22 protein-coding genes are annotated in these 26,449 nt (G+C 74.7%); 13 read left to right on the top strand and 9 right to left on the bottom strand.

All coding sequences use genetic code 11. The features are described 5' to 3' along the window. Positions 1-220: 220 nt before the first annotated feature. Together CHF16_RS07200 and CHF16_RS07195 are read left to right on the top strand one after the other, a co-directional pair. Positions 221-1,450: a carboxylate--amine ligase gene (locus CHF16_RS07200; RefSeq protein ID WP_089325139.1), complete on the top strand. Its 1,230-nt coding sequence runs from the start codon at positions 221-223 to the stop codon at positions 1,448-1,450. A gap of 28 nt (positions 1,451-1,478) precedes the next feature. Next, positions 1,479-2,738 (top strand): NAD(P)-binding domain-containing protein, encoded by a 1,260-nt coding sequence (locus CHF16_RS07195; protein WP_089325138.1) that lies wholly within the window; start codon positions 1,479-1,481, stop codon positions 2,736-2,738. A gap of 201 nt (positions 2,739-2,939) precedes the next feature. Here the strand turns inward: CHF16_RS07195 and CHF16_RS07190 are convergent, their stop codons facing one another. Continuing rightward, on the bottom strand, positions 2,940-3,206 hold the full coding sequence (locus CHF16_RS07190; RefSeq protein ID WP_089325137.1) for a hypothetical protein: 267 nt from the start codon (positions 3,204-3,206) through the stop codon (positions 2,940-2,942). 297 nt (positions 3,207-3,503) lie between these two features. Between CHF16_RS07190 and CHF16_RS07185 the strand changes: the two genes are divergently transcribed. The 3 genes from CHF16_RS07185 (at position 3,504) to CHF16_RS07175 (ending at position 6,490) form a co-directional block, all read left to right on the top strand. Next, positions 3,504-4,421, top strand: coding sequence for a hypothetical protein (locus CHF16_RS07185; protein WP_089325136.1), 918 nt, complete (start codon positions 3,504-3,506; stop codon positions 4,419-4,421). A gap of 213 nt (positions 4,422-4,634) precedes the next feature. Then, the gene (locus CHF16_RS41260) at positions 4,635-5,765 is read left to right on the top strand and encodes a chaplin family protein (protein ID WP_179271426.1); all 1,131 of its coding nucleotides are present in this window, start codon (positions 4,635-4,637) and stop codon (positions 5,763-5,765) included. A 155-nt stretch (positions 5,766-5,920) separates the two neighbouring features. After that, the gene (locus tag CHF16_RS07175; protein ID WP_179271425.1) at positions 5,921-6,490 is read left to right on the top strand and encodes a class E sortase; all 570 of its coding nucleotides are present in this window, start codon (positions 5,921-5,923) and stop codon (positions 6,488-6,490) included. Positions 6,491-6,612: 122 nt separating this feature from the next. On the opposite strand, the gene CHF16_RS40805 is transcribed toward CHF16_RS07175, so the two are convergent. After that, positions 6,613-7,608 carry a matrixin family metalloprotease gene (locus tag CHF16_RS40805; protein WP_089325133.1) on the bottom strand — a complete coding sequence of 332 codons (996 nt, stop codon included), beginning with the start codon at positions 7,606-7,608 and terminating at the stop codon, positions 6,613-6,615. Positions 7,609-7,968: 360 nt separating this feature from the next. Between CHF16_RS40805 and CHF16_RS07165 the strand changes: the two genes are divergently transcribed. The 5 genes from CHF16_RS07165 to CHF16_RS07145 all read left to right on the top strand — a co-directional run bounded on the left by CHF16_RS07165 (position 7,969) and on the right by CHF16_RS07145 (position 13,811). Continuing rightward, positions 7,969-8,994, top strand: coding sequence for a DUF2382 domain-containing protein (locus CHF16_RS07165; RefSeq protein ID WP_218826566.1), 1,026 nt, complete (start codon positions 7,969-7,971; stop codon positions 8,992-8,994). A 492-nt stretch (positions 8,995-9,486) separates the two neighbouring features. Next, on the top strand, positions 9,487-11,415 hold the full coding sequence (locus CHF16_RS07160) for a glycoside hydrolase family 3 protein (protein WP_245868270.1): 1,929 nt from the start codon (positions 9,487-9,489) through the stop codon (positions 11,413-11,415). 169 nt (positions 11,416-11,584) lie between these two features. After that, the gene (locus tag CHF16_RS07155; protein WP_089325131.1) at positions 11,585-12,421 is read left to right on the top strand and encodes a patatin-like phospholipase family protein; all 837 of its coding nucleotides are present in this window, start codon (positions 11,585-11,587) and stop codon (positions 12,419-12,421) included. 1 nt (position 12,422) lies between these two features. Continuing rightward, positions 12,423-13,388, top strand: coding sequence for a 1-acyl-sn-glycerol-3-phosphate acyltransferase (locus tag CHF16_RS07150; RefSeq protein WP_089325130.1), 966 nt, complete (start codon positions 12,423-12,425; stop codon positions 13,386-13,388). A gap of 12 nt (positions 13,389-13,400) precedes the next feature. Continuing rightward, positions 13,401-13,811 carry an RNA-binding S4 domain-containing protein gene (locus tag CHF16_RS07145; RefSeq protein WP_089325129.1) on the top strand — a complete coding sequence of 137 codons (411 nt, stop codon included), beginning with the start codon at positions 13,401-13,403 and terminating at the stop codon, positions 13,809-13,811. A gap of 21 nt (positions 13,812-13,832) precedes the next feature. Here the strand turns inward: CHF16_RS07145 and CHF16_RS07140 are convergent, their stop codons facing one another. Together CHF16_RS07140 and CHF16_RS07135 are read right to left on the bottom strand one after the other, a co-directional pair. Next, entirely contained in the window at positions 13,833-15,275 is a 1,443-nt protein-coding gene (locus CHF16_RS07140) for an arylsulfotransferase family protein (protein ID WP_089325128.1), read from the bottom strand. Between the two features lie 40 nt (positions 15,276-15,315). Further along, the gene (locus CHF16_RS07135) at positions 15,316-16,737 is read right to left on the bottom strand and encodes an MFS transporter (protein WP_179271424.1); all 1,422 of its coding nucleotides are present in this window, start codon (positions 16,735-16,737) and stop codon (positions 15,316-15,318) included. A 243-nt stretch (positions 16,738-16,980) separates the two neighbouring features. Here CHF16_RS07135 and CHF16_RS07130 point away from each other — a divergent pair, with 243 nt between their 5' ends. The 3 genes from CHF16_RS07130 to CHF16_RS07120 all read left to right on the top strand — a co-directional run bounded on the left by CHF16_RS07130 (position 16,981) and on the right by CHF16_RS07120 (position 21,517). Beyond that, positions 16,981-19,734 carry an AAA family ATPase gene (locus CHF16_RS07130; protein WP_218826565.1) on the top strand — a complete coding sequence of 918 codons (2,754 nt, stop codon included), beginning with the start codon at positions 16,981-16,983 and terminating at the stop codon, positions 19,732-19,734. A gap of 98 nt (positions 19,735-19,832) precedes the next feature. Beyond that, the gene (locus CHF16_RS07125; RefSeq protein ID WP_089325125.1) at positions 19,833-20,789 is read left to right on the top strand and encodes an alpha/beta hydrolase; all 957 of its coding nucleotides are present in this window, start codon (positions 19,833-19,835) and stop codon (positions 20,787-20,789) included. Beyond that, a complete protein-coding gene (locus CHF16_RS07120; RefSeq protein WP_089325124.1) occupies positions 20,786-21,517 on the top strand; it encodes an alpha/beta fold hydrolase in 732 nt (243 codons plus the stop codon). Before CHF16_RS07125 ends, CHF16_RS07120 begins: the two co-directional genes overlap by 4 nt. Positions 21,518-21,635: 118 nt before the next feature. Here CHF16_RS07120 and CHF16_RS07110 read toward each other — a convergent pair whose 3' ends face one another. From CHF16_RS07110 to CHF16_RS07090, 5 genes are all read right to left on the bottom strand, one after another. Then, positions 21,636-22,349, bottom strand: coding sequence for a class I SAM-dependent methyltransferase (locus tag CHF16_RS07110; RefSeq protein WP_089325123.1), 714 nt, complete (start codon positions 22,347-22,349; stop codon positions 21,636-21,638). A 6-nt stretch (positions 22,350-22,355) separates the two neighbouring features. Further along, positions 22,356-23,132, bottom strand: coding sequence for an aldo/keto reductase (locus CHF16_RS07105; RefSeq protein WP_089325122.1), 777 nt, complete (start codon positions 23,130-23,132; stop codon positions 22,356-22,358). 52 nt (positions 23,133-23,184) lie between these two features. After that, on the bottom strand, positions 23,185-23,898 hold the full coding sequence (locus CHF16_RS07100; RefSeq protein ID WP_089325121.1) for a GntR family transcriptional regulator: 714 nt from the start codon (positions 23,896-23,898) through the stop codon (positions 23,185-23,187). A gap of 92 nt (positions 23,899-23,990) precedes the next feature. Further along, positions 23,991-25,526 (bottom strand): AMP-binding protein, encoded by a 1,536-nt coding sequence (locus CHF16_RS07095; RefSeq protein ID WP_089325120.1) that lies wholly within the window; start codon positions 25,524-25,526, stop codon positions 23,991-23,993. 13 nt (positions 25,527-25,539) lie between these two features. Continuing rightward, complete coding sequence (locus CHF16_RS07090) at positions 25,540-26,391, bottom strand: fumarylacetoacetate hydrolase family protein (RefSeq protein WP_089325119.1); 852 nt, start codon at positions 26,389-26,391, stop codon at positions 25,540-25,542. Positions 26,392-26,449: the final 58 nt, after the last annotated feature.

Below are 26,449 nucleotides of genomic sequence, written 5' to 3'. Positions count from 1 at the left end.
ACGGCGAACAATGCCAGAACCGACGGAAGCGGACACCATGGAAACGGCCTTTTCCGGCGCGGCTCGAATGGACGCCCGACTGAATGGATATCGGCAGCTCGCATGCGTAAGCTATTCCCGTGGAGGTCCGCCGCGGAAAAGCCGCCCGGACGGAAAGAACTAAGAATTTACGTTGGGAAGGGTGTCGTGCGCATGAATCCCTGGGAATGCGGCTGACGGTATGTTCACCGACACCCGGACCCCGCCGCGGACGCCGCTCGACGCCGGCCTGCCCGTCCTGCTGCTGCGCACCAACCGCAACGTCTTCCACCACGGGACGCTCGCGGCGATCCGCAGCCTCGGCCGCGCCGGGGTGCCCGTCCACGCGATCATGGAGGGGCCGGCCAGCCCCGCGTCCCGGTCCCGGTACCTGCACCGGGCGCATCCGTGGGCGCCGCCCGTCGAGCACCCGGACGCCCTGCTGAGCCACCTGCGCGCGATCGGCGAGCGGATCGGCCGCGGCGCCCTCCTCGTCCCGATGGACGACGCCGGCGCGATCTTCGCGGCCGAGCACGCGGACGGGCTGCGCCCGGCCTTCGTCCTGCCCCGCCAGGACCCGGACGTCCCCCGGAGCGTCGCCGACAAGGCCCGGCTCCTGGAGGCGTGCGTGGCGCACGGCATCGACTGCCCGCCGAGCCGGACGCCCGCGTCGGCCGCGGAGGTCGACGACGCCGCGGCCGAGCTCGGCCTGCCGCTGATCGCCAAATGGGCGCGGCCGTGGCGGCTCCGCCCGGGGATGCGCAGCACCACCCTCGCCGGCACGCCCGGCGAGCTGCACCGGCTGTTCGCCGCCACCCGCGACCGCGACCCCGCCGGGGACGCCGGCCCGCTCATCCTGCAGCGCCGCGTCCCGCCGGGCGGCGGCGACTGGTTCTTCCACGGCTACTTCGACGCCGACCTCAACTGCCGGTACGGCGCGACCGGCCGCAAGCACCTCGCGCACCCGCCGCAGGCCGGGCACACCGTGTCCGGCGAGTGGGTCGCCAACGCCGAGCTCGAGAATCTCGCCGTGGGGATCGTCCAGCGGCTCGGCTGCCGCGGCCTCGTCGACCTCGACTTCCGCCGCGAACCCGGCGGCGGCCGCTACCACCTGCTCGACTTCAACCCCCGGATCGGCGCGCAGTTCAGCCTGTTCACCGACCGCGGCGGGCTCGACCCCGTCCGCGCCCTGCATCTCGACCAGTCCGGCCGCCGCGTCCCGGACGCGCGCCCGGCGTTCGGCCGCACCCTGCTGGTGGAGAACCACTTCCTCCAGCAGGCCGCCGGGCGGGCACTGCTGCGCGCCGGGACCCTCCGCCCGCTGCGCGCCGCCGACGAGTTCGCCTGGTACGCCCGCGACGACCTGCCGCCCTTCCTCGCGCTGGGCAGGCGCGGCGCGCTGCGGGCGGTCGAGCGCTTCCGCGCCAGGTAGCACAACCGAGCACACGGGGGGAAGAGACATGAGCGACTCGGTCAGCGACGTCGTGATCGCCGGCGCCGGGCCCTACGGCCTGTCGACCGCGGCGCACCTGCAGAACATCGGGCTGGACGTCCGGATCATCGGCGAGCCGATGCGGTTCTGGGAGGCGAACATGCCCGAGGGCATGTTCCTGAAGTCGGAGCCGTTCGCCTCCAACCTGGGGGCGCCGCAGCGGGGCCTGCGGTTCACCGACCGCCATCCCGACTGGCGGCTCGGCCAGCCGATCCCGCTGGACACCTTCGTCGAGTACGGCCGCTGGTTCGCCGCCGCGGCCGTCCCGCAGCGCCCCGACGACCGGGACGCGCAGGTCGTGAACGTCGAGCGGGGCGGCGCGGGCGGCTACGCCGTCACGCTGTCCACCGGCGAGACGATCGCGGCGCGGACGGTGGTGGTCGCGGTCGGCGTCGGGCCGTTCGCGCACGTGCCGGAGGAGCTGGCGGGCATGCCGTCCTGGCTGGTCTCGCACAGCAGCGCCCACCGCGACCTCGGGCTGTTCGCCGGCAAGGAGGTCGCCGTCATCGGCGCCGGGCAGTCGGCCCTGGAGACCGCGGTGCTGCTGGCCGACGCCGGGGCGCACCCGCACCTCGTCGCCCGGCGCTCCCGGTTCGACTGGAACACCGTCCCCGAGGAGAACCGGTCGGCGCGCGACCGGCTGCTGGGCGGCCCGCGCTCCGGCCTCGGCACCGGCTACCGCACCTGGCTGTGGGCCGAGCGGCCCGGCATCGTCCGGCACCTGCCGGAGCGGACGCGGCTGCGGATCGTCCGCGAGACGCTCCCGCCCGCCGGGTCGTGGTGGCTGCGCGACCGGCTGGACGAGCGGATCCGCGTCTCGATGGGCCGCCGCCTGGCCAAGGCCGTGGAGCAGGAGGACGGCATCGCGCTCACCACCGTCGACCGCGCCGGCCGCCGCCTGGTCGTCGAGGCCGAGCACGTCATCGCCGCCACCGGGTACGTGCCCGACGTCGGCCGCCTCGGCATGCTCGCCCCGGCGCTGCGCGGCGCCGTCGCCACCCGGCTCGGCGCGCCGATCCTCAGCCGGGACTTCGAGGCGTCCACGCCGGGCCTCTACTTCGCGGGCCTGGCCGCGGCGCCGACGTTCGGGCCCGTGATGCGGTTCGTCCACGGTGCGTCCTTCACCGCCGGACGCATCTCGCGCCACATCGTCCGCCGGGCCCCGCGCGCGGTGCCGCCCGCGGGCCGCCTGCGGGATCTCCTCGAATCGGACACGCCCCACCGCTGACCCCCGCCGGCCCGCCCGCCTCCAGGAGCTCCACCACCCTCCTGGAGGCGGGCGTCTCACGTCCGGGGGCCGAGGCGGGTGTCTCGCCCGCGAGCGGCCACGGGAGAAGTCGGCACCTACGCGGGTTGAGGATTCTCCCCAGGGGTGAGGCGTTCCTCCCCGGGGGTGAGGTGTTCGTGCACCGGGCGGTGGCCTGCGGCCTCAGCGGGCCCCGTCGCCGGCCGACCGCAGGACGCGGCGGCGGGAGCGGTCGGCGCGGGCGGTGGCGAGGGCCCACTGGCAGCGCCAGTAGAGGGTCCACGCGAGCGACCGCACGCGGCGGGTGCGCGGGGGCTGAGCGGCGGGGACGGCGGCCAGCGCCATGCGGTCGAAGTCGGCGCGCGTGAGGAAGCGGTGCGCCTCGCGTCGCGGCGGGCGGTGCCGCCGGAGCGTGCGGAGCTGGCCGATCGTGGGCGAGGGGTCGAACATGGGAACTCCTCGGGGAGCGGTCCGGTAACCGGCCGTTCACTGACTGTAGCGCATTCGATACCGGTCGCCATGCTTCCCCCGGACACGCGGGGCGGAGCGTCCCGGTATCGGCGCGCCCCGGAAACATCCGGCAAAGGGGGCATCGAGCGGCCGGAAAGCCGAGCCCGGTAAAAGGCGGATCCATGGGCCGGTAAATGATGCGGTGACACACCGTGGAAATCGTCGGTCTCTCTGTGCCGGTGCTGGTTCCGGTGTACTTTCAAGCCGACATCGATTCGACGGAAAGGAGGGCCGGCAGTGCATTCCATACCGATCCGGCGCGGGGCGATTCGCCCGCAGGATCGGTCGCGGCATGCCCTCCTGCCCGCCCTCCCGCCCGCTCTGCTGCCGGCGCTGATACGGCTCGCCGCCATCGCCGGCCTCGCGCTCGCCGGCTGGATCGCGCTCAGCGCGCTGCACGGCGGCGCCGAGGCGGCCGAAGGGCCCGCGCAGCGCTCCACCGAACCCGTCCAGACCGAGCCCGTCCAGACCGTGCCCGTCCGGCACGCCGCCGCGCCCGCGCGGGCGGACGAGCCGGGCTACGCCACGATCCGGCACTTCACGTCCCGGCCCGGCTGGCAGGCGATGACCGAGGACGTGCGCGAGCTCGGCGACCACCCGATGGAGTACCTCCGGTCGCGGCGGCAGGACCTGGTCGACGACAAGGACAAGGCCGTCGGCCACGTGCGCCGGCTCGCCGACGAGGCCGGCGTACCGCGCCTCCGGGTGCCGGACGTGCGGCAGGCGCGGTCCGATGGCGAGGGGCTCGTGCCCCGGCTGGCCGGCGCGCGTCCGGCGGCCCCGCGTCCGGCCGCGAGCGAGCCGCGCGAGGCCGAGCGGCCGGACGTGCACGTCCCCACGCGGCACGCGGCGGCGCGGAAGGCGCCCGCCGCGATCGGGCACACCGCCGTCCCCCGCGCGTCCGCCGACCGGCCGGCCGGCGACTGCATGGGCTGCCGCGGCGACCACGGTGATCCCGCGCACGCGCCGGTGGCGCCCGCGCCCGACGCCCCCTCGGGCGGCGGCTCGGCGGGCGGGCACCCGCTGTTCCCGGTCGCCGACCTGCCCCACCGCCGCGGCCCCGCGGCACCGCCGGCCGTGGACGCGAGCACGTTCCACCGCACGGCCCTGACCGACGTGGCCGCGCCGGGCGGCCCGTCCGTCGTCCCGGACTAGCACTCCCGCACCGGCCCCGCACCCGCGGTCCCGCACCCGCGCGCCCACGGCGCGCACTCCCGGACCCCGGAACCGGGCCCGCACCGGCCGCCGAGCCGGATTCACACCGATCTTTCCTCGATGAGCGACGGCCGCGCATGGCCGCCGCCGGGCTGCGCCACTCCAGCGGGTCGCGCAGCGACCACCACCGATCCAACAGACAGGAGCAACAGCATGCGCATGTGGGCAAGGAACACGAGCCGCACGGCCCTGGTGGCCGCGGGCGCCGTCGCGGTCGGGGCCGCCTTCGGCTCCGGCGCGGCCATCGCCGACCTGAACACCTCGGGCAACTTCGGCGTGCTGAACGGCAACCAGGCCGTCGCGCCGATCACCGCGCCGGTCGACGTGAGCGGCAACTCCGCCGGCGCCCTGCTCGGCGCGTCGCAGGCCCGGTCGGAGGGCGGCGCGAAGGTCAGCGGCGCCCGCCACGCCGGGGCCGGCGACATGCACACCTCGGGCGACTTCTCGATCGGCGGCGGCAACCAGGTGTTCGCGCCGGTCACCGTCCCGCTCAGCGTCTGCGGCAACTCCCTCGCGATCGTCGGGCTCAGCCAGGCGCAGTGCAAGGGCGGCGCGAGCGTCTCGTACGGCCACCGGCACGGCGGCGGCTACCGGACGGCCGAGCCCGCCCAGGGCGCCCGGGGCGGCTGGGACGGCGGAGGCTGGGGCGGCTGGCACGGTCCCCGCCACGGGAGCATGAAGACCTCGGGCGACTTCAGCATCCTCGGCGGCAACCAGGTGTTCGCGCCGATCACCGCCCCGGTCAGCGTCTGCGGGAACTCGGCCGCGGTGGTCGGGGTCTCGCAGGCGCAGTGCAAGGGCGGCGCGTCCGTCAAGGGGCAGAGCAAGCCCCCGAAGATGCACACCTCGGGCAACTTCAGCATCCTCGGCGGCAACCAGGTGTTCGCGCCGATCACCGCGCCGATCAGCGTCTGCGGGAACTCGCTCGCGGTGGTCGGGGTCTCGCAGGCGCAGTGCAAGGGCGGCGCGTCCGTCGACAACGGCGGCCACCACTGGACGCCGCCGGTGAAGAAGCCCAAGCACAAGAAGCCGCACAAGCCCCACCACAAGCCGTACAAGCCGTCCAAGCACCGTCCCGCGGCCAAGCACGACAAGCTGCCCTCGACGCTGCGGTCGGCCGGCAACCAGCGCATGGCGGGCCCGGTCCCCGGCTCGGACGGCGGCCTGGGCCCGGTGAAGCAGCTCATCAACTCGCTGAGGAGCGCCCTGCGGGGTGTGGACACCGCGCCGGACCTGCCGACCGGCGGGGTGCCGCTGCGGGACGGCTCGCCGGTGTCGCGCTGAACCCGTACCGGTATGAGCCCGTACCGGCGCGGGTGACGATCCGCGGCCGGTGAACCGCGGCGAGGGGGCGGCAGACGTGCCGCCCCCTCCCCATGGCAGAGGCACTCCAGAGCGATCGGGGGCGAACCATGCTCGACCGGAGATCGTTGGGCGCGATGGCCATGGCCGTGTGCTGCGGCCTGTCCGTGCTGGGCGTCTCCCAGGCACCCGCCCAGGGCGCGTCCGCCAGCGCCAAGGCGGGCATGCGGGCGGCGCCCGCGCGCGCCGTACCGGTGGTGGCCCGCGCGCGGCCGAAGCGGGGCGCGCTGATCGGGCAGATCCGGATCAAGCGGATGCGGCTCAAGGCGCCCGTCCGGGAGGGCGTCGGGCGGGCGGTCCTGCGCCGCGCCGCCGGGCACTACCCGGGGACCGGCCTGCCGGGCCGGGACGGCAACACGGTGCTGCTCGGCCACCGCACGACCTGGCTGCACCCGTTCAACAAGCTCGACCGGATGCGGCGCGGCGACCGGATCGTCCTGCGCGTCGGCCGCGTGACCTACGTGTACAAGGTGCGCGCCAAGCGCGTCACCAAGCCCCGCGACCGGCGCGTCCTGGAACCGGTGCCGTTCAAGCGGGCCAGCGCGCCGCACGGGCAGTACATCACGCTCATCACCTGCACTCCGAAGGGCTCCGACCGGCGCCGGCTCGTCGTCGTGGGCAAGCTCCAGTCGGTGTCGAAGCGCTGAGCGGGCCCCGCGCGCGAGCGCGGGACCCTGGGCAGGACCTGGGACGGGACGCCGGACGGCGCGGTGCGGCTCCGCGCCGTCCGGCATTCACCGTTCAGAACCGGATGGTCGGCAGCCGACGGTCAGCGTCCGCCGTAGATGGCGACCAGGCCGGCGTAGTCGCCCTTGCCGAGCGTGGCGGCGCTCCTGTCGCAGGACGCGAGGGAGGGCGACATCGTGAGGTTCCCGTGCTCGATCCCCTCGACGTGGCCCAGGCCGAAGACGTGGCCCGCCTCGTGCGTGGCGACCGCTTCGGCGGAGTAGGAGCCGGCCGCGCACCTCCCGGCGGTCCACCACCGCTTGCCCTGCATCTGCAGCGCCATGTCGGTCTCGACCGTCGAAGACCCGATGTACCAGGTGCAGGTGGCGGCGAGGACGTCGCCGCCCGCGCTCCGCATGGCCAGCCAGCCGAACGTGTTGGCGCCGTCCCGCTTCCCGCAGGCGGCGGCACTGGTCAGGTTCGGTGGCCGGTTCGACTGCCCGGCGTAGCGCGCGCCCACGTTCGGCGCGGGCGTGAAACGGCCGCCGTTGCAGTCGGTGCGGGCGTTGGCCATGTTGGACACGCCCGCCGCGATGGGGCCGCTCGGCAGCCCGGAGTCGCCCGGGTAGAAGTACCACGGGACGGCGGTGCCCCTCCGCCACCTGCTCGGCTCGAGCCGGTAGGCGCCGTCCGCGCAGGCCGTGGTCGGCGCCCGGAAGGCGCGCGGCCGGCCGTGCGGCACCCGGCCGCCCTGCGTGCCGATGGTGACCAGGCCGGCCCGCCGGTCCACGCGGATGCTCAGCTCGGCGCCGCCGTCGGCGCGCAGCGCGTGCGCGACCAGCGAGGTCCCGTCGGTCGGGACGACCGCGGTGAGCCCGTTCGCACCGCGCACCGCGCGGCCGCGCAGGTCGCAGTCGGCGATCCGCACCCGCGTCGGCATCGTGCGGACGGACAGCGTCCCGCCCGGTCTGCACCAGGCGGGCGAGTGCCTCGTCTCGGCGAGCCCGGTGCCGGTGAACCCCGCCCCGGCCAGGGCCGCGGTGGCCGCGGCGGCCGCTACGGCCCCCGCCCTCAGGGTGGTCCGTGGAAAGTCGCGCATGGCAGTTACTCCGATGTTCGAGAGCGTGCTCTGGCAGTCTTTCGTGGGCGCGGGAAAGCGAAACCGGTGCATTCTAAAATGATCACCATAAGGGCCTGAGTGCGCCGTGCGGCGTCCTTCTTGATGTGCATTTGTCAAGAGAATTCGGGCGCGGCTCCCCGGTGGGCCGCGCCAGCCGCGAGTAAATCCTGCTCCATAATCGGGTAAACGCGTTTACGGTGCTCCCATAGGGAAAATCAGTGAGTAATCCGGCAACTCGGGATCAAACAGAACACCGTTGCCGCGAGGCGGGTGCCGTGCCGGCGTCCCCCCGCAGTCCGCCGTCCGCCCGGCAGCGTTCAGGAAGCAGAGGTGTTCAACGTGCAGACGCAGACGCAGGTGCGGGAACTCATGGGGATGAGCGTCACCGACACCCACGGGACCAAGGTCGGCACGGTCAAGCAGGTCTACCTCAACGACGACTCCGGCTCCCCGGAGTGGGTGACCGTGCACACCGGATGGTTCGGCATGAGGGAGAGCTTCGTACCGCTGTCCGGCTCGCGGAAGAACAAGGACATGCTCCAGGTCCCCTACGACAAGGAGACCATCAAGGACGCGCCGAACGTCGACGCGGACGAGCACCTGTCGCACGCCCAGATCGTCGACCTGTACCGGCACTACGGCGTCCGTCCCCCGGGCGGGCGGCGCGAGGGCCGCGAGGGCGAGGACGCGGCCCGGACCGCCGGCGAGCGCCCGCCGGCCGCCGAGAGCAAGACGGACACGAGCGGCACGACCGGCACGACCGGCGCGGGCGACACGGCGGAGATGACCGGCACGACCGGCACGGAGAAGTCCGCCGGTCCGGCCGCCGCGGCGGGCACCGCCGGGGCCGCGGGCACGGCGGGCGCCGCCGGGATGGCCGTCCGGCCGGACCGGGACAAGGGCAGGAGCGCGCAGCGGCGCGGGCAGTCCATGCCGCCGCAGTCGGCGCGCGAGGGCGCGGAGGCCCCGATGGCCGAGATCACCCGGTCGGAGGAGCAGATGCGCATCGACACCGAGCGGCACGAGGCCGGCCGCGTCCACGTGCACAAGTACGTGGACACCGAGATGGTCGAGCGCACGATCCCGGTCTCGCACGAGGAGGTCAGGATCGACCGCGAGCCGATCGTGGGCGGCGAGGCGGATCCGCGGATCTCCATCGCCGAGGACGACCACGAGATCATCCTCTACGAGGAGCGCCCGGTCATCGCGAAGGAGACCGTCCCGGTCGAGCGGGTGCGCGTCCGCACCGAGCAGGTGCAGGACGAGCAGACGGTGCGCGGCGAGCTCCGCAAGGAGCGCATCGAGGTCACCCGCGACGAGGGCATGCGCTCCGGCGGCAAGGGCGAGCGGGGGACCGGCCGCTAGGGGCACCGCCGCGCGTCCACGAGGGCCCTCCGCCGCCGCCCGCCGGACGGCCGGGGGCCCGGTTCCGAGTACGCACGCGCCACACCGGATGGCGAGCGCCCGGGACGGCTGATCACCCGCCGGCCGCCCGGGCGCTCGCGTGCGTTCCGTGGCCGGACGTGGCCATGGTGACCGGGGGTGCGGATGCGTCCGGCCCGGCCGGGCGGCGCGGAAGGGGCGGTGGTGGCCGCGGCCGCGGCGGCGGTGATCACGGCCCTCGCCCGTCCGCCCCGGTCACGGGCCCGTCAACCCCTCTTCCACGGTTTTCACGGGCCTCGCCGGCCAATAGGCAGGTTTGTTGACAGCTGCGGGGGAGCCGGGGGAGGTTCCTGGGAGACGACGCCGCCGAGCGCGGGGGTCGTGGCCGATCCGGGCGTGCCACGACCCCCGCGCCCGGCCGTGCGCGGTCCGCCGGGCCGCGCGGCGTTCTCGGAGCGACCCAGGAGGGACGACTTGCGACACCCCCACAGCCGCGTCATCGCCACCCGGATCGGGCGATCACTGGTCGCGCTCGCGACCATCGCCGCCCTCCCGTCCGCCATCGCGGTCCAGCCCGCGCAGGCCGGCGGGCCCCCCGCCTACCTCAACGCCCGCCTCGGCACGTCCGCTCGGGTGAGCGACCTGCTCGGCCGGATGACGCTGGAGGAGAAGGTCGGCCAGATGACCCAGGCCGAGCGCGGCGCCATCGACGGCGACCGCGACCAGATCACCTCGCTGGCGCTCGGCTCGGTGCTCTCGGGCGGCGGGTCGGTGCCGGCCGACAACACCCCGTCCGGCTGGGCGGACATGGTGGACGCCTACCAGTCGAAGGCCCTCGCCACCCGGCTGAAGATCCCGCTGCTGTACGGGATCGACTCGGTGCACGGCCACAACAACCTCGTCGGCGCGACGGTCTTCCCGCACAACATCGGGCTGGGCGCGGCCCGCGACCCCCGGCTCGTCGAGAAGGCGGAGCAGATCACGGCCGTCGAGACCAAGGCGACCGGGCCGCAGTGGGTGTTCGCGCCGTGCGTCTGCGTCAGCCGCGACGTGCGCTGGGGCCGGACGTACGAGTCCTTCGGCGAGGACCCCCGCCTCGTGACGGAGATGGCGGTCGCCGTCCAGGGCTTCCAGGGCCGGCACAAGCGCGACATGGCCACGAACCGGCACGTCCTGGCGACGGCGAAGCACTTCGCGGGCGACGGCGACACGGTCTTCGGCTCGTCCACCAGCGGGACCTACACGATCGACCAGGGCGTCACCGTCACCGACCGCGGGACGTTCGCGAAGATCGACCTGGCGCCCTACGTCACCGCCGTCCGCAAGTACGGGGTCGGCAGCATCATGCCGTCGTTCTCCAGCGTCGACTGGAAGGAGGACGGCGTCGGCAACCCGGTGAAGATGAGCGCGCACAAGGAGCTGCTGACCGACGTCCTCAAGAAGAAGATCGGCTTCGACGGGTTCCTGATCAGCGACTGGGAGGCGATCCACCAGATCCCGGGCGACTACCCGACGCAGGTCCGGACGGCCGTCAACGCCGGCATGGACATGTTCATGGAGCCCTACAGCGCCCCGCAGTTCGTCGAGACGCTGATCGCCGAGGTGAGGGCGGGACGCGTGCCGATGGCACGGATCGACGACGCCGTCCGGCGCATCCTCACCGCGAAGTTCGACATGGGCCTGTTCGAGCACCCCTACACCGACCGGAGCCTGGCCCCGTCGATCGGGTCGGCGCAGCACCGGGCGGTCGCGCGGGAGGCCGTCGCGAAGTCGCAGGTCCTGCTGAAGAACGAGCGGCACGCGCTGCCGCTGCGCAAGAACCAGCGGATCTACGTGGCGGGCGTGAACGCCGACGACATCGGCAACCAGGCCGGGGGCTGGACGGTCACCTGGCAGGGCTCGTCCGGTGACATCATCCCCGGCACGACCATCCTGGACGGCATCGAGCAGAACTCGTCCCGCGTCACCTACAGCGCGGACGCGTCGGCGCCGATGTCCGGCGCCGACGTCGGCATCGTCGTGGTCGGCGAGACCCCGTACGCGGAGGGCGTCGGCGACGTCGGCAACGGGCACACGCTGAACCTGTCGGACGCCGACAAGGCCAACATCGACAAGGTGTGCGCCGCGATCGAGACCTGCGTCGTCCTCGACGTCGCGGGACGGCCGCAGATCGTCACCGACCGGCTGCCGGCGATGGACGCGTTCGTCATGTCCTGGCTGCCGGGCAGCGAGGGCGCGGGCGTCGCGGACGTCCTGTTCGGCAAGCGGCCCTTCACCGGCCGACTGCCGGTGACGTGGCCGCGCAGCGAGGCCCAGGAGCCGATCAACGTCGGCGACCGCGCGTACAAGCCGCTGTTCCCCTACGGGTACGGCCTCCGCACCCGCGCCGGTCACCACCACTGACCGGCGTCCCCGACGAGGGCCGGCCGTCCATCACCCACCCTGGGCGGCCGGCCCGCCCCTTTCTTGGGGTAGCTCGTCCGGTTCCGTTCACCTCGCTCACGTTTGTTCGTCGCGCCCCGTTTATCGCGCACGGGCCGGGAGAGGCTGCCTCCGGGGAAGGGAGGCCCGAGTGGACCGGGAGCCGCGGACCGCGTTCGTGCTCGGAGGCGGCGGCGTCCTCGGCGCGCACGAGGTCGGGATGCTGCGGGCGCTCGCGGAGACCGGCGTCCGGCCGGACCTCGTCGTCGGGACGTCCATCGGCGCGCTGAACGGCGTGTTCGTCGCGGCGGAGCCGGACACGGCCGTCGAGCGCCTCACCGCCCTGTGGTCGGACGACTCCGTCCGCGAGGTGTTCGGGTCGCGGGTGTGGACGCGGCTGTGGACGCTCGCCCGCTCCGGCACCCACCTGCACTCCGCCGAGCCGCTGCGCCGCATGCTGGACGAACTGCTCCCCGCCCGGACGTTCGAGGAGCTGGAGATCCCGTTCCAGTGCGTCGCCGCGGGGATCGAGACGGCGATGGCGCACTGGTTCCGGTCCGGGCCGCTGCCGCCCGCCGTGCTGGCCTCCTGCGCCGCGCCGGGCCTGCTGCCGCCCGTCCGCGTCGGGGACCGGCACTACTTCGACGGCGGGCTCGTCCACAGCATCCCGGTCGGGCGGGCCGTGATGCTCGGCGCGACCACGGTCTACGTCCTGCACGTCGGGCGCATCGAGCGGGACCTCGCGCCGCCGCGCCGCCCCTGGGAGGTCGGCATGGTCGCGTTCGAGATCGCGCGCCGGCACCGGTTCTTCGAGGAGATGGCGACCCTGCCGGACGGGCTGAGCGTGCACGTCCTCCCGGCGGGCGGCAGACCGCGGAAGGCCGGGGTCGACCTCGCCCAGATGCGCTACCGGAACGTGTCCGGGATACGGGCTCACATCGAGAGCGCCTACCAGGCATCCTTGGAGTACCTCAAAGAACGGGCGTGACATGCCACCCCTCCCCCTGCGCCGCCTGCTCTTCACGCCACTGCTCTTCGTCCTCACCCTGCTGATCGTCGTCGTGTTCCCGGTCGCCCTCGCGGTGACCTCGCTGGTCGGACGCGAGCGGCGGCGGGCGCGCCGGCTGCTCTGGTTCGCGCTCGCCTGGGGCACCCGGGAGTCGGCCGCCGTGCTGGAGTGCGGCCTGCTGTGGCTCCGCCGCCGGACCCGCGACGACCGGCACTACGACGTCATCCGCCGCTACGTCGCCGGGCTGTACGGGTCGGCCCAGCGGCACCTCGGGCTGCGCGGGGAGATCACCGGCGTGGGGGCGGAGCCGCCCGGCGACCGGCCGCTGATCGTCCTCAGCCGGCACGCCGGGCCCGGCGACGCGCTGCTGCTCGTCCACCACCTGCTGGCCGACTACCGGCGCCGGCCCCGCGTGGTCATGAAGGCGGAGCTCCAGCTCGACCCGTGCATCGACATCGCCGCGAACCGCATGCCGAACGTGTTCGTCACGCCCGGCGGCGGCGCGGCCGCCGGGATCGGCCGGCTCGCCGCCGGGCTCGGCCCCCGCGACGCGCTGCTGATCTTCCCGGAGGGCGGCAACTTCACCCCGGCGCGGCGGCGCCGCGCGATCCGGCGGCTCACCCGGCTGCGCCGCACCGGCGAGGCCGTCCGCGCCGCCGCGATGCGCAACCTGATGCCGCCGCGCCCCGGCGGGGTGCTGGCCGCGCTCGACGCCGCCCCGGACGCCGACGTGGTGTTCGTCGCGCACACCGGGCTCGACGGCATGGCCACGGCCGGCGACGTCTGGCGGCACATCCCGCTCACGGCCCCCGTCCGCGCCCGGTGGTGGCGGATCCCCGCCGAGGACGTCCCGGACGGCCGGGACGACCGCGTCGACTGGCTGTACCGGCAGTGGGAGCGCGCCGACGCCTGGATCGGCGAGCACCGGGCACCCGCACCCGGGTGACATCATGGACGCATGGGCGATGAGGGGTCCGTGCGGGTCGATCTGTGGATCTGGTCGGTGCGGCTGCTGAAGACCCGTTCGATGGCGACGACGGCGTGCAGGGCGGGCCATGTCCGCGTGAACGACGAGCGCGCCAAGCCGTCCACGGCGGTGAAGCCCGGCGACACGGTCCGGCTCCGCCACGACGGGCGGGAGCGCGTCGTGGTGGTGCAGAAGATCGTCCGCAAGCGGGTCGGGGCGCCCGCCGCGCAGGAGTGCCTGATCGACAAGAGCCCGCCCCCGCCGCCGCGCGAGGCCCTGATCCCGGTCGGCCGCCGCGAGCGCGGCGCGGGCCGTCCCACCAAGCGCGACCGGCGCGAGCTGGAACGCATCCTCGACCGCTACCGCATCCTCAACAGCCCGCCGCCCCGCGACGACGAGTGACCCGTCCCGCCGGAGAGCCCGTCAGACCGCGCGCGGCTCGGAGTGGGCGAGGACGGCGCCACCCGCGTCCAGGGCCTCGGCGATGACGTTGGGGGAGCGCCCGAGCGTCACGGTGGTCTCGAAGCCCGTCCGCCGCACCGGGTCCGACACGATGGGACGGGCGTCGGAGCCGGTGCGGAAGCGCCACGCGGCGACGCCGGTCGCGCCGTTCCAGCTCGCGTGGACCCGCATCCGGTCGCCCGGCAGCGGTGACACCGCGACGGCGGGCCGGTCCGCGGGCCGCCCCTCCCACGCGGCGCGGTAGGCGCGGTACGAGCCGTCGCCGATCCCGGTGATCTCCAGGACGGGCGTCCCGTCGGCGGCGAACTCCGTCAGCGCCGGCGTCGACCCCCAGCCGATGAGCGCGTTCCCGTCCGGCAGCGTCTGGAGGTTGCCCATGTACTGCCCGTAGGTCCGGCCGTCGGCGTACTCGCGGACGAGCGTCGCCTTCCGGGCCGCCTCGTCGACCCGGAGGACGATGCCGCGCGAGGCGCCGTCGCCGACGTCGGTGATGTGGTTGTCGAAGAGCGTGATCGTCCCGTCGGGCCGCCGGCGGGCGTCGTGCTGCCAGGCGAACGCGGCGCCCGGCCCGAGCGCGAAGTCGCCGCGCCGGCCGCCGAGCCGCCACCGGACGGCGCCGGTCCGCCGGTCGATCGAGTAGACCGCGGAGGTGTTGCGCGCCGAGATGAGCAGCGCGTCGCCGTCGTCCTGCACGGAGTTGACGTGGACCGGGTCGAACACCTTGCCCGGGGTGCCGTTCGCCTCAGGGGTCAGCGGCGTCCGGGTCTCGGCGATGGCGATGTGGTCGAGCGCGCTCCAGTCGAGCAGCACCTCGCCCGTGCGGACGTCGATCTCCTGGACCCGCCCGTCCAGGACGCGGCCCCGGCGCGGGCCGCCGATCGGGCGCAGGTCGGCGGTGACCTCCGGGTAGGCGATGACCAGCGCCGTCCCGCGGTCGGTGAGCGCGAACTCGTGCAGGTCGCCGGAGACCCCGTCCCCGGCCTCGACCTCGGCGACGCGCCGGTAGTCGGCGCCGAGGATCACGCCGTTGCCGGCGCCGTGGCCGCCCGTCTTGCGCTCTCCCTCCCAGAACGTGAGGACGGGCGCGCCCTCGTACTCCTGCACGCGGACGTCGGTGACCAGCCGGTCGGACCGGTGGATCCACACCGGTTCGCCGGCGTCGTCGACGATGAGGGCGTCGGCGGTGTCGGTGCCGCGGAACGGGGCGATGAACAGCAGGCCGTCCGAGGTGGGGCCGAGCCGCCGCGCCGTCAGCCCCGGCGGCCGGACGCCGGGAAAGGTGAGGTAGCGGTCCGGTGCCGCGGGACCCGCCGCCTTCGGCGGGCGCCGCGCCCCGGCGCCGCTGAGAAGCGCGGCCCCTCCCACCAGGCCCGTTGCCAGAAAACCACGACGTGTCACGCGCATGCGCCTGGTCTACCTCCGGTTTCTGAGAACTCCATGAGAGTCACGCGGGGTCGTCGCCGAAGCGGCGCTCGGACTCCAGCGCGGCCGCCACGTCCCGCGGGTAGGTGCGCCGCGCCCGCACCAGCAGCAGCCCGTTGACCAGCAGCGGGAACAGCGCCAGCAGGAACGCGCGGTCCAGCCCGGTCGACGACTCCCGGCCGCCGTCCAACCGGCCCGACAGCCAGCCGAACAGCACGGGCGCGGCCGCCTCTGCCGACATCCGGACGATCGTCCGGATCGCCTCGGCGCGGCCCCACAGCCGGAAGTGGACGACGTCCAGCCGCACCGCGTCCAGCGGCGGGTTCGCGGCGGCGAGCGCGGCGCCCGCGAGCGTGAACAGGGGCAGCGCGATCGCGGCCTCGGTGGTCAGCAGGCCGGGCAGGAACAGCAGGACCGCCGCGACGAACGCCGCCCCCGGCACGTTGACGCGCGCGCTGACCACCCCCCGGCCCACCAGGCGGTCGGCGAGGCGCCCGCCGGCGAGCACGCCGATCAACGAGGCCAGCCCGATGACCAGGATGAAAGCCGACAGTTCGCCGCGGCTCAGCGAGTACCGCTCCTGCACGAACACCAGCGCGAACGTGCGCAGGGCCGCGAAGAAGAAGTAGCCGATGGCGGACGCCACGATGATGGTCACGTTCGTCCGGATCAGCAGGACGTGCCGCGCCGCCTGGAGCAGTGACATGGCCTCCGGGTCGGTGTCCAGGACGCTCCGCGGGTCGGGCTCGACGTGCGCGCGCTCCACCTGCCGCTGGGCGGGTTCGGCGCCGCCCCGGCCGCTGGCGGACACCTGCGCGCCCCGCGGCGGCTCCGGCAGCATCCGCCACAGCAGCACGGCCAGCACGAACCCGAGCACCGCGACGAACCAGAACGCGAACCGCCAGTTCACCAGCGCGGCGATGTTGCCGCCCGCGATCAGCCCGAAGCCGACCCCGACCAGCTCGCCGGCCAGGATGCGCCCCCACGTCGCGCCCCGCTCCTCGGGCGGGAACAGGTCGCCGATCAGCGACGCGACCGTGGGCCCCGCCGTCGCCGTCACCGCGCCGAGCGCCACCCGCGACGCCAGCAGCCACTCGTACGAGGTCGCGAGCCCGCCGACGATCATCGCGACGCTCCACAGCACGATGCTGCCCGCGAGCAGCGGGACCCGCGGCACCCGGTCGGTCAGCTGCCCCACCGGCAGCGTCGCGACCGCGCCGACGGCCGCCGGCGCGGCGGTGAGGATCCCGACCTGGGTGTTGCCGATGTCCAGGGAATGGCGCAGCTCCTGGACGATCGCACCGACCACCCCGGTGTCGGCGGTGTTCAGCGCGAGCACGCACCCCAGCAGCACCACGATGCGGGCCCGCCGTCTCCCGCCGAGCCGGTCCGCGAGGGCGCTGACCGCCCTGTTCCACGGCCGCGGGCTTCGCGCCGATGTCACCAACCACTACTGCCCCTGCGCCGTCGGGGTATGTTCACGCCCTCCCGCGTCCGAACTGGAGTGATTCGGCGGAAAGGTCACCGTATTTCCATGAAGTCGTCATGACCGGGTATGGGAAACGGGCCGGCGGGAGTGGCCCGGGGCCGCGTGCGGTACACGGCCGACATGGCCCGGGACGCCGCGCGGCCGGAGCGCGCCATCTCGTCGGGCGCCAGGCCGACCAGGTGGCGGTGGTGACGCGTGTTGCGAGGCCGGCGTGCCGAGTGCGCGGTGCTCGACGATCTGCTGGAGGCCGTCCGGGGCGGGGAGAGCCGCGCCCTGGCGATGCTCGGCGAGGCGGGCGCGGGCAAGACCGCCCTGCTGGACTACCTGGTCGAACGGGCCCCGGGGTTCCGGATCGTGCGCATCACCGGCGTCCAGTCGGAGATGGAGCTGGCCTTCGCCGGCCTGCACCAGCTGTGCGCGCCGATGGCCGGGCGGTTCGAGCGGCTGCCCGACCCGCAGTGCGGCGCGCTGCGCGCCGCGCTCGGGCTCAGCGCCGGGCGGGCGCCCGACCGGTTCCTCGTCGGCCTCGCCGTCCTCGGCCTGCTCGCCGACGCCGCGCGCGAGCAGCCGCTGCTCTGCGCGGTCGACGACGCGCAGTGGCTCGACCGGGCGTCGGTGCAGGCGCTGGCGTTCGCCGCACGCCGGCTGGAGGCGGAGTCGGTCGCGATCGTCTTCGCGGTCCGGGAGCCGGACGGCGCACCGGAGCCGGCGGGGGCGCCGGACCTGGCGGGGGTACCGGAGCTGCCGGTCGGCGGCCTGCCGGACGCGGAGGCGCGGGCGCTGCTGCGCTCCGCCGTCGCCGGGCCCTGGGACGCGCAGGTGCTGGACCGGGTCGTCGCCGAGGCGCGCGGCAACCCGCTGGCGCTGCTGGAACTGCCGAAGGACTTCGCCCCCGCCGAGCTGGCGGGCGGGTTCGGCGTGCCGGGCACGGCGGGGCTCGCCGACCGGATCCAGGAGGTCTACGAGCGGCGCGTCGCCGGGCTCCCGCCGCCGGCGCGGCTGCTGCTGCTCGTCGCGGCGGCCGAGCCCGGCGGCGAGCCGGTGCTGCTGTGGCGGGCCGCCGACCGGCTCGGCGCGGGGCCGGACGCGGCGGCGGCCCCCATCGCGGCCGGGCTGGTCGAGATCGCGGACCGGGTCCGGTTCCGCCATCCGCTCGTCCGCTCCGCCGTGTACTGGGCCGCGCCGGCGGAGGACCGCCGCCGGGTGCACCGCGCCCTCGCCGAGGTCACCGACGCGGCCGCCGACCCCGACCGCCGCGCCTGGCACGCGGCGCAGGGCGCACGGACCCCGCGCGAGGACGTCGCGGCCGAGCTGGAGAGCTCCGCGGGCCGCGCCCGGGACCGCGGCGGGCTGGCGGCCGCGGCGGCGCTGCTGTCCCGGGCGGTGGAGCTGACGCCCGATCCTGCCCGGCGGCAGCGGCGGGCGCTCGCCGCCGCGTGGGCGGCGCACCGGGCGGGCACGCCCGGCGCCGCGCTGCGGCTGCTGTCGGTCGCCGAGGCGCGGGCCCCGGACCGGCGGCTGCGCGGCGAGGTCGACCTGCTGCGCGCCGAGATCGCCTTCGCCGTCGACCGGGGCCGCGACGCGCCCCGCCTGCTGCTGCGCGCCGCCCGGCGCCTCGCCCCGCACGCCCCGGCCGCGGCCCGCGACACCTACCTGGAGGCGATCAGCGCGGCGCTGTTCGCCGGGCCGCTCGCCGCCGGGGTCGGCCGGCAGGATGCCGCCGCGGCGGCCCGGTCCGCCCCGCCGCGCCCGGCCGACCCGCGCCCGGCCGACCTGCTGCTCGACGGCCTGGCGCTGCGCATCACCGAGGGCCTCGCCGCCGCGATGCCCGCGCTGCGGCCCGCGCTGGAGGTCTTCGGCGGCCCCGCCCTCGCCCCGGAGGACGGCCTGCGCTGGCTCTGGCTGGGCGGCGTGACCGCCGCGACGCTGTGGGACCACGAGGCGTGGGCGGTGCTCGCGGCCCGGCACGTCCGCCTCGCCCGAGAGTCCGGCCAGACCGCCGCGCTGCCCCTCGCGCTGACCCAGCACATCGCCGTGGACGTGTTCGCCGGCGGGCTGGCGGCCGCCGCCGCGCTGGACGAGGAGGTCGCCACGGTGTCCGAGGCGATCGGGATCCCCGTCCCGCCCTACGGGAGCATGCTGGTCACCGCCTGGCAGGGCCGCGAAGCCGACTTCACCGGGCTGATGAAGACGGTCGAGGTGGAGGTGCGGCGCAGGGGAGAGGGCAACGCGCTGGCCGTCGGCGCGTGGGCGAAGGCCCTGCTCTGCAACAGCCTCGGCCGCTACGAGGACGCGCTGGCCGCCGTCCCCGACGCCGCGCAGGACCGTCCGGCCCCGGTGGGCGCCGGTCCGTGGGCGCTGGTGGAGTTCATCGAGGCCGCCGCCCGCGCCGACCGGTTCGCCGACGCCGCGGTCGCCCTGCGGCGGCTCGGCGAGGTGACGCTCCCGGCCGGCACGGACTGGGCGTTCGGCGTCCACGCCCGCTCCCTGGCCCTCCTCAGCGACGGCACCGCCGCCGAGGACCGCTACCGCGAGGCGATCGACCGGCTCGGCCGCGCCGGCGTCCACGGCGAGCTCGCCCGCGCACGCCTGCTGTACGGCGAGTGGCTGCGGCGGGTGCGGAGGCAGCGCGCCGCCCGCGACCAGTTGCGCGCCGCCCACGAGTCCTTCACCGCGATGGGCATGGAGGGCTTCGCCGGACGGGCCGCGAGCGAGCTGCACGCCACGGGCGAGCACGTCCGCAGGCGCGCGGCCGAGACCGTCGGCGAGCTGACGCCCCAGGAGGTGCAGATCGTCCGGCTCGTCCGGGAGGGGCTGACCAACCCCGAGATCGGGGCCCGCCTGTTCATCAGCCCCCGCACCGTCGAATGGCACCTGCGCAAAACCTTCGGCAAGCTCGGCATCACCTCGCGCAGGCAGCTCCAGCGCGCGCCCACGACCGGCAGGGGATAGCCCCAGGGTGGGGGCCAGTGGCCCACCCTGGTCCCCGGCGGCGCCCTCGCGGAGACAGTGGTCGATAAGGGATCGACCTCTGAAGAAGCGAGGGCAGAATGAGCAACCCGATACTGGAGCCGGCGGCCCAGGAGTTCGCCGAGGCGGTGTCCAAGCCGCCGTTCGTCTACGAGCTGGACGTCGACGCCGCCCGCAAGGTCCTGGACGACGTCCAGGCCGCGCCGGTGCCGAAGCCCGACGTGGACGAGAAGTGGATAACCGTGCCCGCCGAGGTCGGAGACGTCCGGGTCCGGATCGTCAAGCCCGCCGGGGCGACCGGCGTGCTGCCCGCCGTCCTGTACGTGCACGGCGGCGGATGGGTACTGGGCAACGCGGGCACCCACGACCGGCTCGTCCGCGAACTCGCCGCCGGGACGGGCGCCGCGATCGTCTTCGTCGAGTACGACCGGTCGCCCGAGGCCCGCTACCCCGTCGCGATCGAGCAGGCGTACGCCACCGCCCGCTGGATCACCGAGCACGGCGCGGACGAGGGGCTCGACGCCGCCCGGCTGGCCGTCGCCGGCGACTCCGTCGGCGGCGACATGACCGCCGCGCTGGCGATCATGGCGAAGCGGCGCGGCGACGTGCGGTTCGTGCACCAGTCGATGTACTACCCGGTGACCGACGCGGGGCAGGACACCGCCAGCTACCGCGAGTTCGCCGACGGCCCGCACCTGACCGCCAAGGCCATGGCGTGGTTCTGGGACGCCTACTGCCCCGACCCCGTCCAGCGGACGCAGGTCACCGCGTCGCCGCTGCGCGCCACGCTGGACGACCTGCGCGGCCTGCCGCCCGCGTTCCTGATCGTCGACGAGAACGACGTGCTGCGCGACGAGGGCGAGGCGTACGCGCGCCGCCTCACCGAGGCGGGCGTCCCCACCACCAGCGTCCGCTACAACGGCACGCTGCACGACTTCATGATGCTCAACCCCGTGCGCGACACCCGCGCCACCCGGGCCGCCACGGCCCAGGCGATCGACGTCCTCAAGACCGTCCTCGGAAAGGCGGACTCATGAACACCGACCGTCCCATCGTCGTCCTGGTCCACGGCGCCTTCGCGGAGTCGGCGAGCTGGAACGGCGTCATCAGCCGGCTGCGCGACCGCGGCGTGGACGCCGTCGCCGCGGGCAACCCGCTGCGCAGCGTCCAGAGCGACGCCGCCTACGTCCGCGACGTGATCGCGAGCCTCGACCGCCCGGTGGTCCTCGCCGGCCACTCCTACGGGGGCATGGTCATCACCGAGGCCGCGGCCGGGAACCCGGCGGTCCGCGCCCTCGTCTACGTGGCGGGCTTCGCGCCCGACCCGGGGGAGACCGCGTTCACGCTGTCCGGCAAGTTCGAGGGCAGCACGCTCGGGGACGCGCTGGCCGGCTACCCGCTCTCCGGCGGCGGCAGCGAGCTGCGCATCACCGACGAGAAGTTCCACCAGCAGTTCTGCGCCGACGTCGACCCGGCCGAGGCCGCGCTGATGGGCGCGACCCAGCGTCCCGTGACGGAGCGGGCGCTGACCGAGGGCATCTCGGTGGACGAGCCCGCCTGGCGCAGCATCCCGTCCTGGTTCGTGTTCGGCTCCGAGGACCGCAACATCCCGGCGGCCCTGATGCACTTCATGGCCGACCGCGCGGACGCCCGCAGCACCGAGGAGATCACCGGCGCGTCCCACGCGCTCGCGGTCTCCCAGCCGGACGCGGTCGCCGCCATGATCGCCGAGGCCGCCGCGTCCGTCCAGCCGGCCGCCGTCTGAGCCGCCGTCTGAGCCGCCGTCTGAGCCGCCGTCTGAGCCGCCGTCTGAGCCGCCGCCCGGCCGGCCGCCGCCCGGTCAGCCGCCGCACCTGCGGGTGCGACGGCCGACCGGACGCCGTTCAGGCGGGCTTGCGGGCGAGGACGAGCCGGTAGCGGGGGCTGCCGTCCTTGCGGCGGCCCAGCGACGCCATGGGCGCCGTCGTCACCGAGAACCCGGCCGCCGCGAGGTCGTCGCGCACCGCGCCCAGCGGGCACGTGCGGTAGTACATGACGAACGGCGGACGCCACACGGCGTTCCGGACCCGCATGGCAACGTCGAACCCGAGCAGCGCCCAGTACCAGCCCGACGTGAAGGGCGGCGGCGCGCCGATCGGGAAGGCGAAGAGCCCACCGGGCCGCAGCGCGCGATGCACCCCCGCGAAGACGGCGGGCCGTTCCTCGGGCAGCAGGTGCCCGAGCGCCCCGAAGGTCACCGCGAGGTCGAAGCCGCCGGTGAAGGGCAGCGCCCGCGCGTCCGCCCGTACCCACTCGGCGCCGGGGTGCGCCTTCCGCGCCTGCGCGAGCATCCCGGCGCTGAAATCGACGCCGGTGACGCGTCCCCGGCACACGGGCACCAGCGCGCGCATGCCCGCGCCCGTGCCGCAGCACACGTCCAGCCCGTCACCGAACGGCCCGAGCGGACGCAGCGCCTCAACGGTCGCGTCGAGGATGCCGTCGGGCGTCCGGAACGGCGTGTGGTCGAACTTCGGCGCGAGCAGGTCGTAGCCGCGCTCCACCGAGGACAGGGCCTGGACGGCCAGCTCGCGCGGGGACGGGCCTTGGGGGGAGAACACCGGCCCTCAGCCGGCCCGGCTGAGGCCGTCGATCGCGGCGACGTCCTCGGCGGTGAGGTCGAACCCCTCCAGGTCGAAGTTGGCGGCGATGCGCTCCCGCCGCGACGACCTGGGCAGGATCACGATCTCGTGCTCCAGATGCCACCGCAGGACGACCTGGGCGGCGGTGACCCCGTGCCGCTCCGCGATCCCGGTGAGGACGCGGTCGCGGAGGTTGGTGTTCTTCAGCCCGCTGTAGCCCTCGACGACGATGCTCCGGCGCCGGTGCTCGTCCAGCAGGGCCGGGTCGTGCTGCGCGGGGCTCCACGGGATCTGGTTGACCGCGGGCTGCTCCCCGGTGGCCTCGGTCAGCTCGTCGATCTGCGCCGGGCTGTAGTTGCTGACCCCGACGGTGCGGGCCAGCCCCGCGTCCCTGGCCGCCAGCAGCTCCCGCCACGTCGGGACGAGGTCGGCCGGCCCGGTCGGCCAGTGGATCAGCCAGAGGTCGACGTAGTCGGTGCCGAGCTGCCGGAGGCTCTCCTCCAGGGTGCGGCGGGCCTTGCGCGCGTCCTTCGGCCGCAGCTTGGTGGTGATGAACACCTGCTCGCGGTCGACGCCGCTGTCCTTCACCGCCCTGCCGACGTCCGCCTCGTTCCGGTAGAGCGTCGCGGTGTCGATGTGCCGGTAGCCGATGTCGAGCGCCGCCCGTACCGAGTCGTACGCCTCCTTGTGGCCGAGCTCCCAGGTCCCGAAGCCGATGGACGGCAGCACGGCGCCACCGGGCAGGTTCACAGTCCGCGTCATGGCGCCATTCTGCCCTCCCCGCCGGGCATCAGTCAGACGCCGTCCGGACGGGTCACGGAGCCGGCGGCGCCCCGCCGGCCTTGGCCATGGCCACGGCGATCGGCAGCGAGAAGGGGGCGTGCCGCTCGGCGGTCATCAGGGCGATGGCCGTGCCGGCGATGTGGTCGACCAGCAGGTCGCGGGCGCGGTGCCGGTCGCGGGCGCGGCACGCCTCCAGCAGTCTCCGGTGCTCTTCGAGCTTGGCCTCGAAGCCGCCGCTGTCCTGCTCTTGGAACATGTAGGCGCGGTGGTAGCGCTCGGCGTGGTCGAAGAGCCGGTCCAGATGGGCGCGCAGCCGCGGCCCGGCCCCGGCGCGCAGGATGGCGTGGAAGCGCCGGTGCGCCTCGGTGTCGCCGCCGGGGGCGGCGTGCTCGAGTTCCCACTCCAGCCGCTCGAAGTCGGCGCCGCGGAGCATCGGGACGGTGAGCCAGATGGCCAGGCCCTCGCCCATGACGCGCAGGGAGTAGAGGTCGTCCAGGTCGTTCATGCTCAGCGAGCTGATCCTGACCGAGCGGTGCGGGCCGCTGTCCTCGACCAGGCCCTCGCTCTCCAGCAGGCGCAGCGCCTCGCGCAGCGGGGTGCGGCTGACGGACAGCTTGCGGCTGAGTTCGAGCTGGGAGATCTCCGCGCCGGGCGGAAGCTGGCACTCCAGGATGAGCCGCCGCAGGGTCTCGTGCACGTTCCGCGTCCCCGCGCCGGCCTTGGGTGCCGCGGAGCCTGTGCTCACGGGTGCGTACCTCGTTCGGATCCGACACTGGCTGGATTACTGAGAGTGGGCTCCATTGTATACAGTGTCGCGCTCATCGTAGACAATCGGGGTCACACCTTGCGGTCCCGGCCGTGCCAGTACCCGTCGCGCAGCTCGCGCTTGAGCACCTTGCCGACCGGTGACCGCGGCAGCTCGCGGAAGATGACCTCCTTGGGCGCCCGGACGCCGCCGAGCGCGTCCCGGCAGGCCGCGATGAGCTCCGCCGGATCGGCGTCCGCGCCGCTCTTGAGCTCGACGACGGCCGCCACCCGCTCGCCCCACTTGTCGTCGGGGAGGCCGATGACCGCGCAGTCCCGCACGGCCGGGTGGCCGAGCAGCACCTGCTCCACCTCGCTGGGGAAGACGTTGAAGCCCCCGGAGATGATGAGGTCGCGTTTCCGGTCCACGATGTAGAGGTAGCCGTCGGCGTCGAAGTGCCCGACGTCGCCGGTGGCCAGCCAGTCTCCGGGGAGGCTGACCGCGGCGGTCTGGTCGGGGGCCCGGTGGTAGCCCTTCATGCGCAGCGAGCTGCGCACCACGATCTCGCCCTTCTCGCCGGGCGGCAGCGGAGCGTTCTCGTCGTCCACGACCGCGACGTCGGCGACGAGGGTGGGACGCCCGCAACTCGCCAGCCGACCCCGCAGCCGCGGCTCGGCCCGCGCCGCCACGTGCTCGTCCGGGCTGAGGAACGCGCACATCATCGGCAGTTCCGTCTGCCCGTAGAACTGGGCCATCACCGGCCCGAAGACGTCCATCGCCTCTTCCAGCTTGGTGACCGACATGGGGGCCGCCCCGTACAGGAAGTAGCGCAGGCTCGACATGTCGCGGCGGGCCGCGTCCGGATGGTCCAGCAGGGCGTAGATCGCGGTCGGCGGGAGGAAGAGCCGGGTCACCGCGTTCCGCTCGACCGATGCGAGGATCTCGCCGGGCACCACCCCGTCGTGCACGACGTTGCGCCCGCCGACGGCGAGGACGGGGAAGACGAGCGTCCCGGCGGCATGGGTCATGGGCGCCGCGACGAGGTGGACGGGGTCGTGCTCGGGCATGTGCGCGTTGAAGGCGTGGATCATCGTCTCGAAGGCCCGGTTCGGCACCTCGACGGCCTTGGGGCGCCCCGTCGTGCCGCCGGTGCCGAAGTAGCCGGCCACCGCCTCGGGGTCCAGGGGCGGCAGCGGCACCCGCGTGCCGGGCGGGGCGAGCCACTCCTCCGGCCGGTCGACGCAGACGGTGCGGTCGAGCGTCTCGACCTCGTCCCGGATCCGCCCGGCGACATCGGCCAGCTCGCCGGAGTGCAGCAGCGCGCGCGCCCCGACGAGGCGCAGCAGCGCGATCAGATCCTGCGGCGTGGCCCGCGCGTTGAGCGCCACCCACGCGCACCCGGCGCGCAGCACCCCGAGGACGAACGGGAACAGCTGAGGAGTGTTACCGCTGAGCACCGCCACCGGCGTGCCGTGCCCGGCGCCGTCGCGGTGCAGCGCGGCCGCGACCCGGTGGGTGATGTCGGCGGCCTCGGCGTAGGTCAGGGCCCCGGTGCCGTCCGCGTGGACGAAGGCGACGCCGTCCGGGTTGACCAGGACGCCCCGGTCGAAGAACTCGATCACCTGCATCGGCGCGCCCTCCTCACCGGCGCGCCGGGGCGGGCGCGGGCGCGACGCAGCGGTTGACCAGCTCGCCGATGCCGTCGATCCGCGAGGTGACCGTCTGGCCGGGCGCGAGGTAGACGGGGGGCTTGCGCGCGCCGCCGACGCCGCCGGGCGTCCCGGTGGCGATCAGGTCGCCGGGGGCCAGCGTGATGAAGGAGCTGATGTAGGAGATGATCTCGGCGGCCGAGAAGACCAGCTCGCTGGTGACCGACTTCTGCATCACGTCGTCGTCGACGGCGCAGGTGAGGGTGCACGCCCGCGCGTGCCCCACCTCGTCGGGCGTGACGAGCCAGGGCCCGACCGGGGTACTGGCCTCGAACGTCTTGCCCTGCAGGAACTGCGACGTGCGGAACTGCCAGTCGCGCATGCTGATGTCGTTGACGACGGTGTAGCCGGCGATCACGTCCCACGCCCGGTCGGCGCGCACGTGCCGGGCCGTCTCGCCGATCACCACGCCGAGCTCGACCTCCCAGTCCACGGCGTCGGAGCCGGCGGGCAGGGCGATGTCGTCGTACGGGCCGATGAGGCTGCGGGCGTACTTGGCGAAGATCGTCGGATGCTCGGGCGGCTCGATGCCCACCTCCGCGATGTGGTCGCGGTAGTTGACGCCCACGCAGAGGATCTTCTCGGGGTTCGGGACGGGCGGCGCGAGGTCGGCCCCGGCCGCCGGCACGGTGCGGCCGGTCTCCCGCCCGGCCCGGTCCCGCCAGCCCGGTCCGGAGGCGAGCAGCGCCCCCGCGTCCTCGTACGGCAGCAGGACGATCCGCTCGCCGTCGAGCCGCCCCGCCGCCGTCCTGCCGTCGTCCAGCCGGATTGTGGTCAGTCGCACGCCCAGTCCTCTCGTCGCAGGCGACTCATGCCGAGTCTGTACATCGTTGCGATGCAAC

The organism is Actinomadura meyerae (assembly GCF_900188445.1).
GTDB classification, from domain to species: Bacteria; Actinomycetota; Actinomycetes; order Streptosporangiales; family Streptosporangiaceae; genus Spirillospora; species Spirillospora meyerae.
Note: the sequence above shows the minus strand (reverse complement) of the source record. Positions and strands in the feature narration are given on the sequence as shown.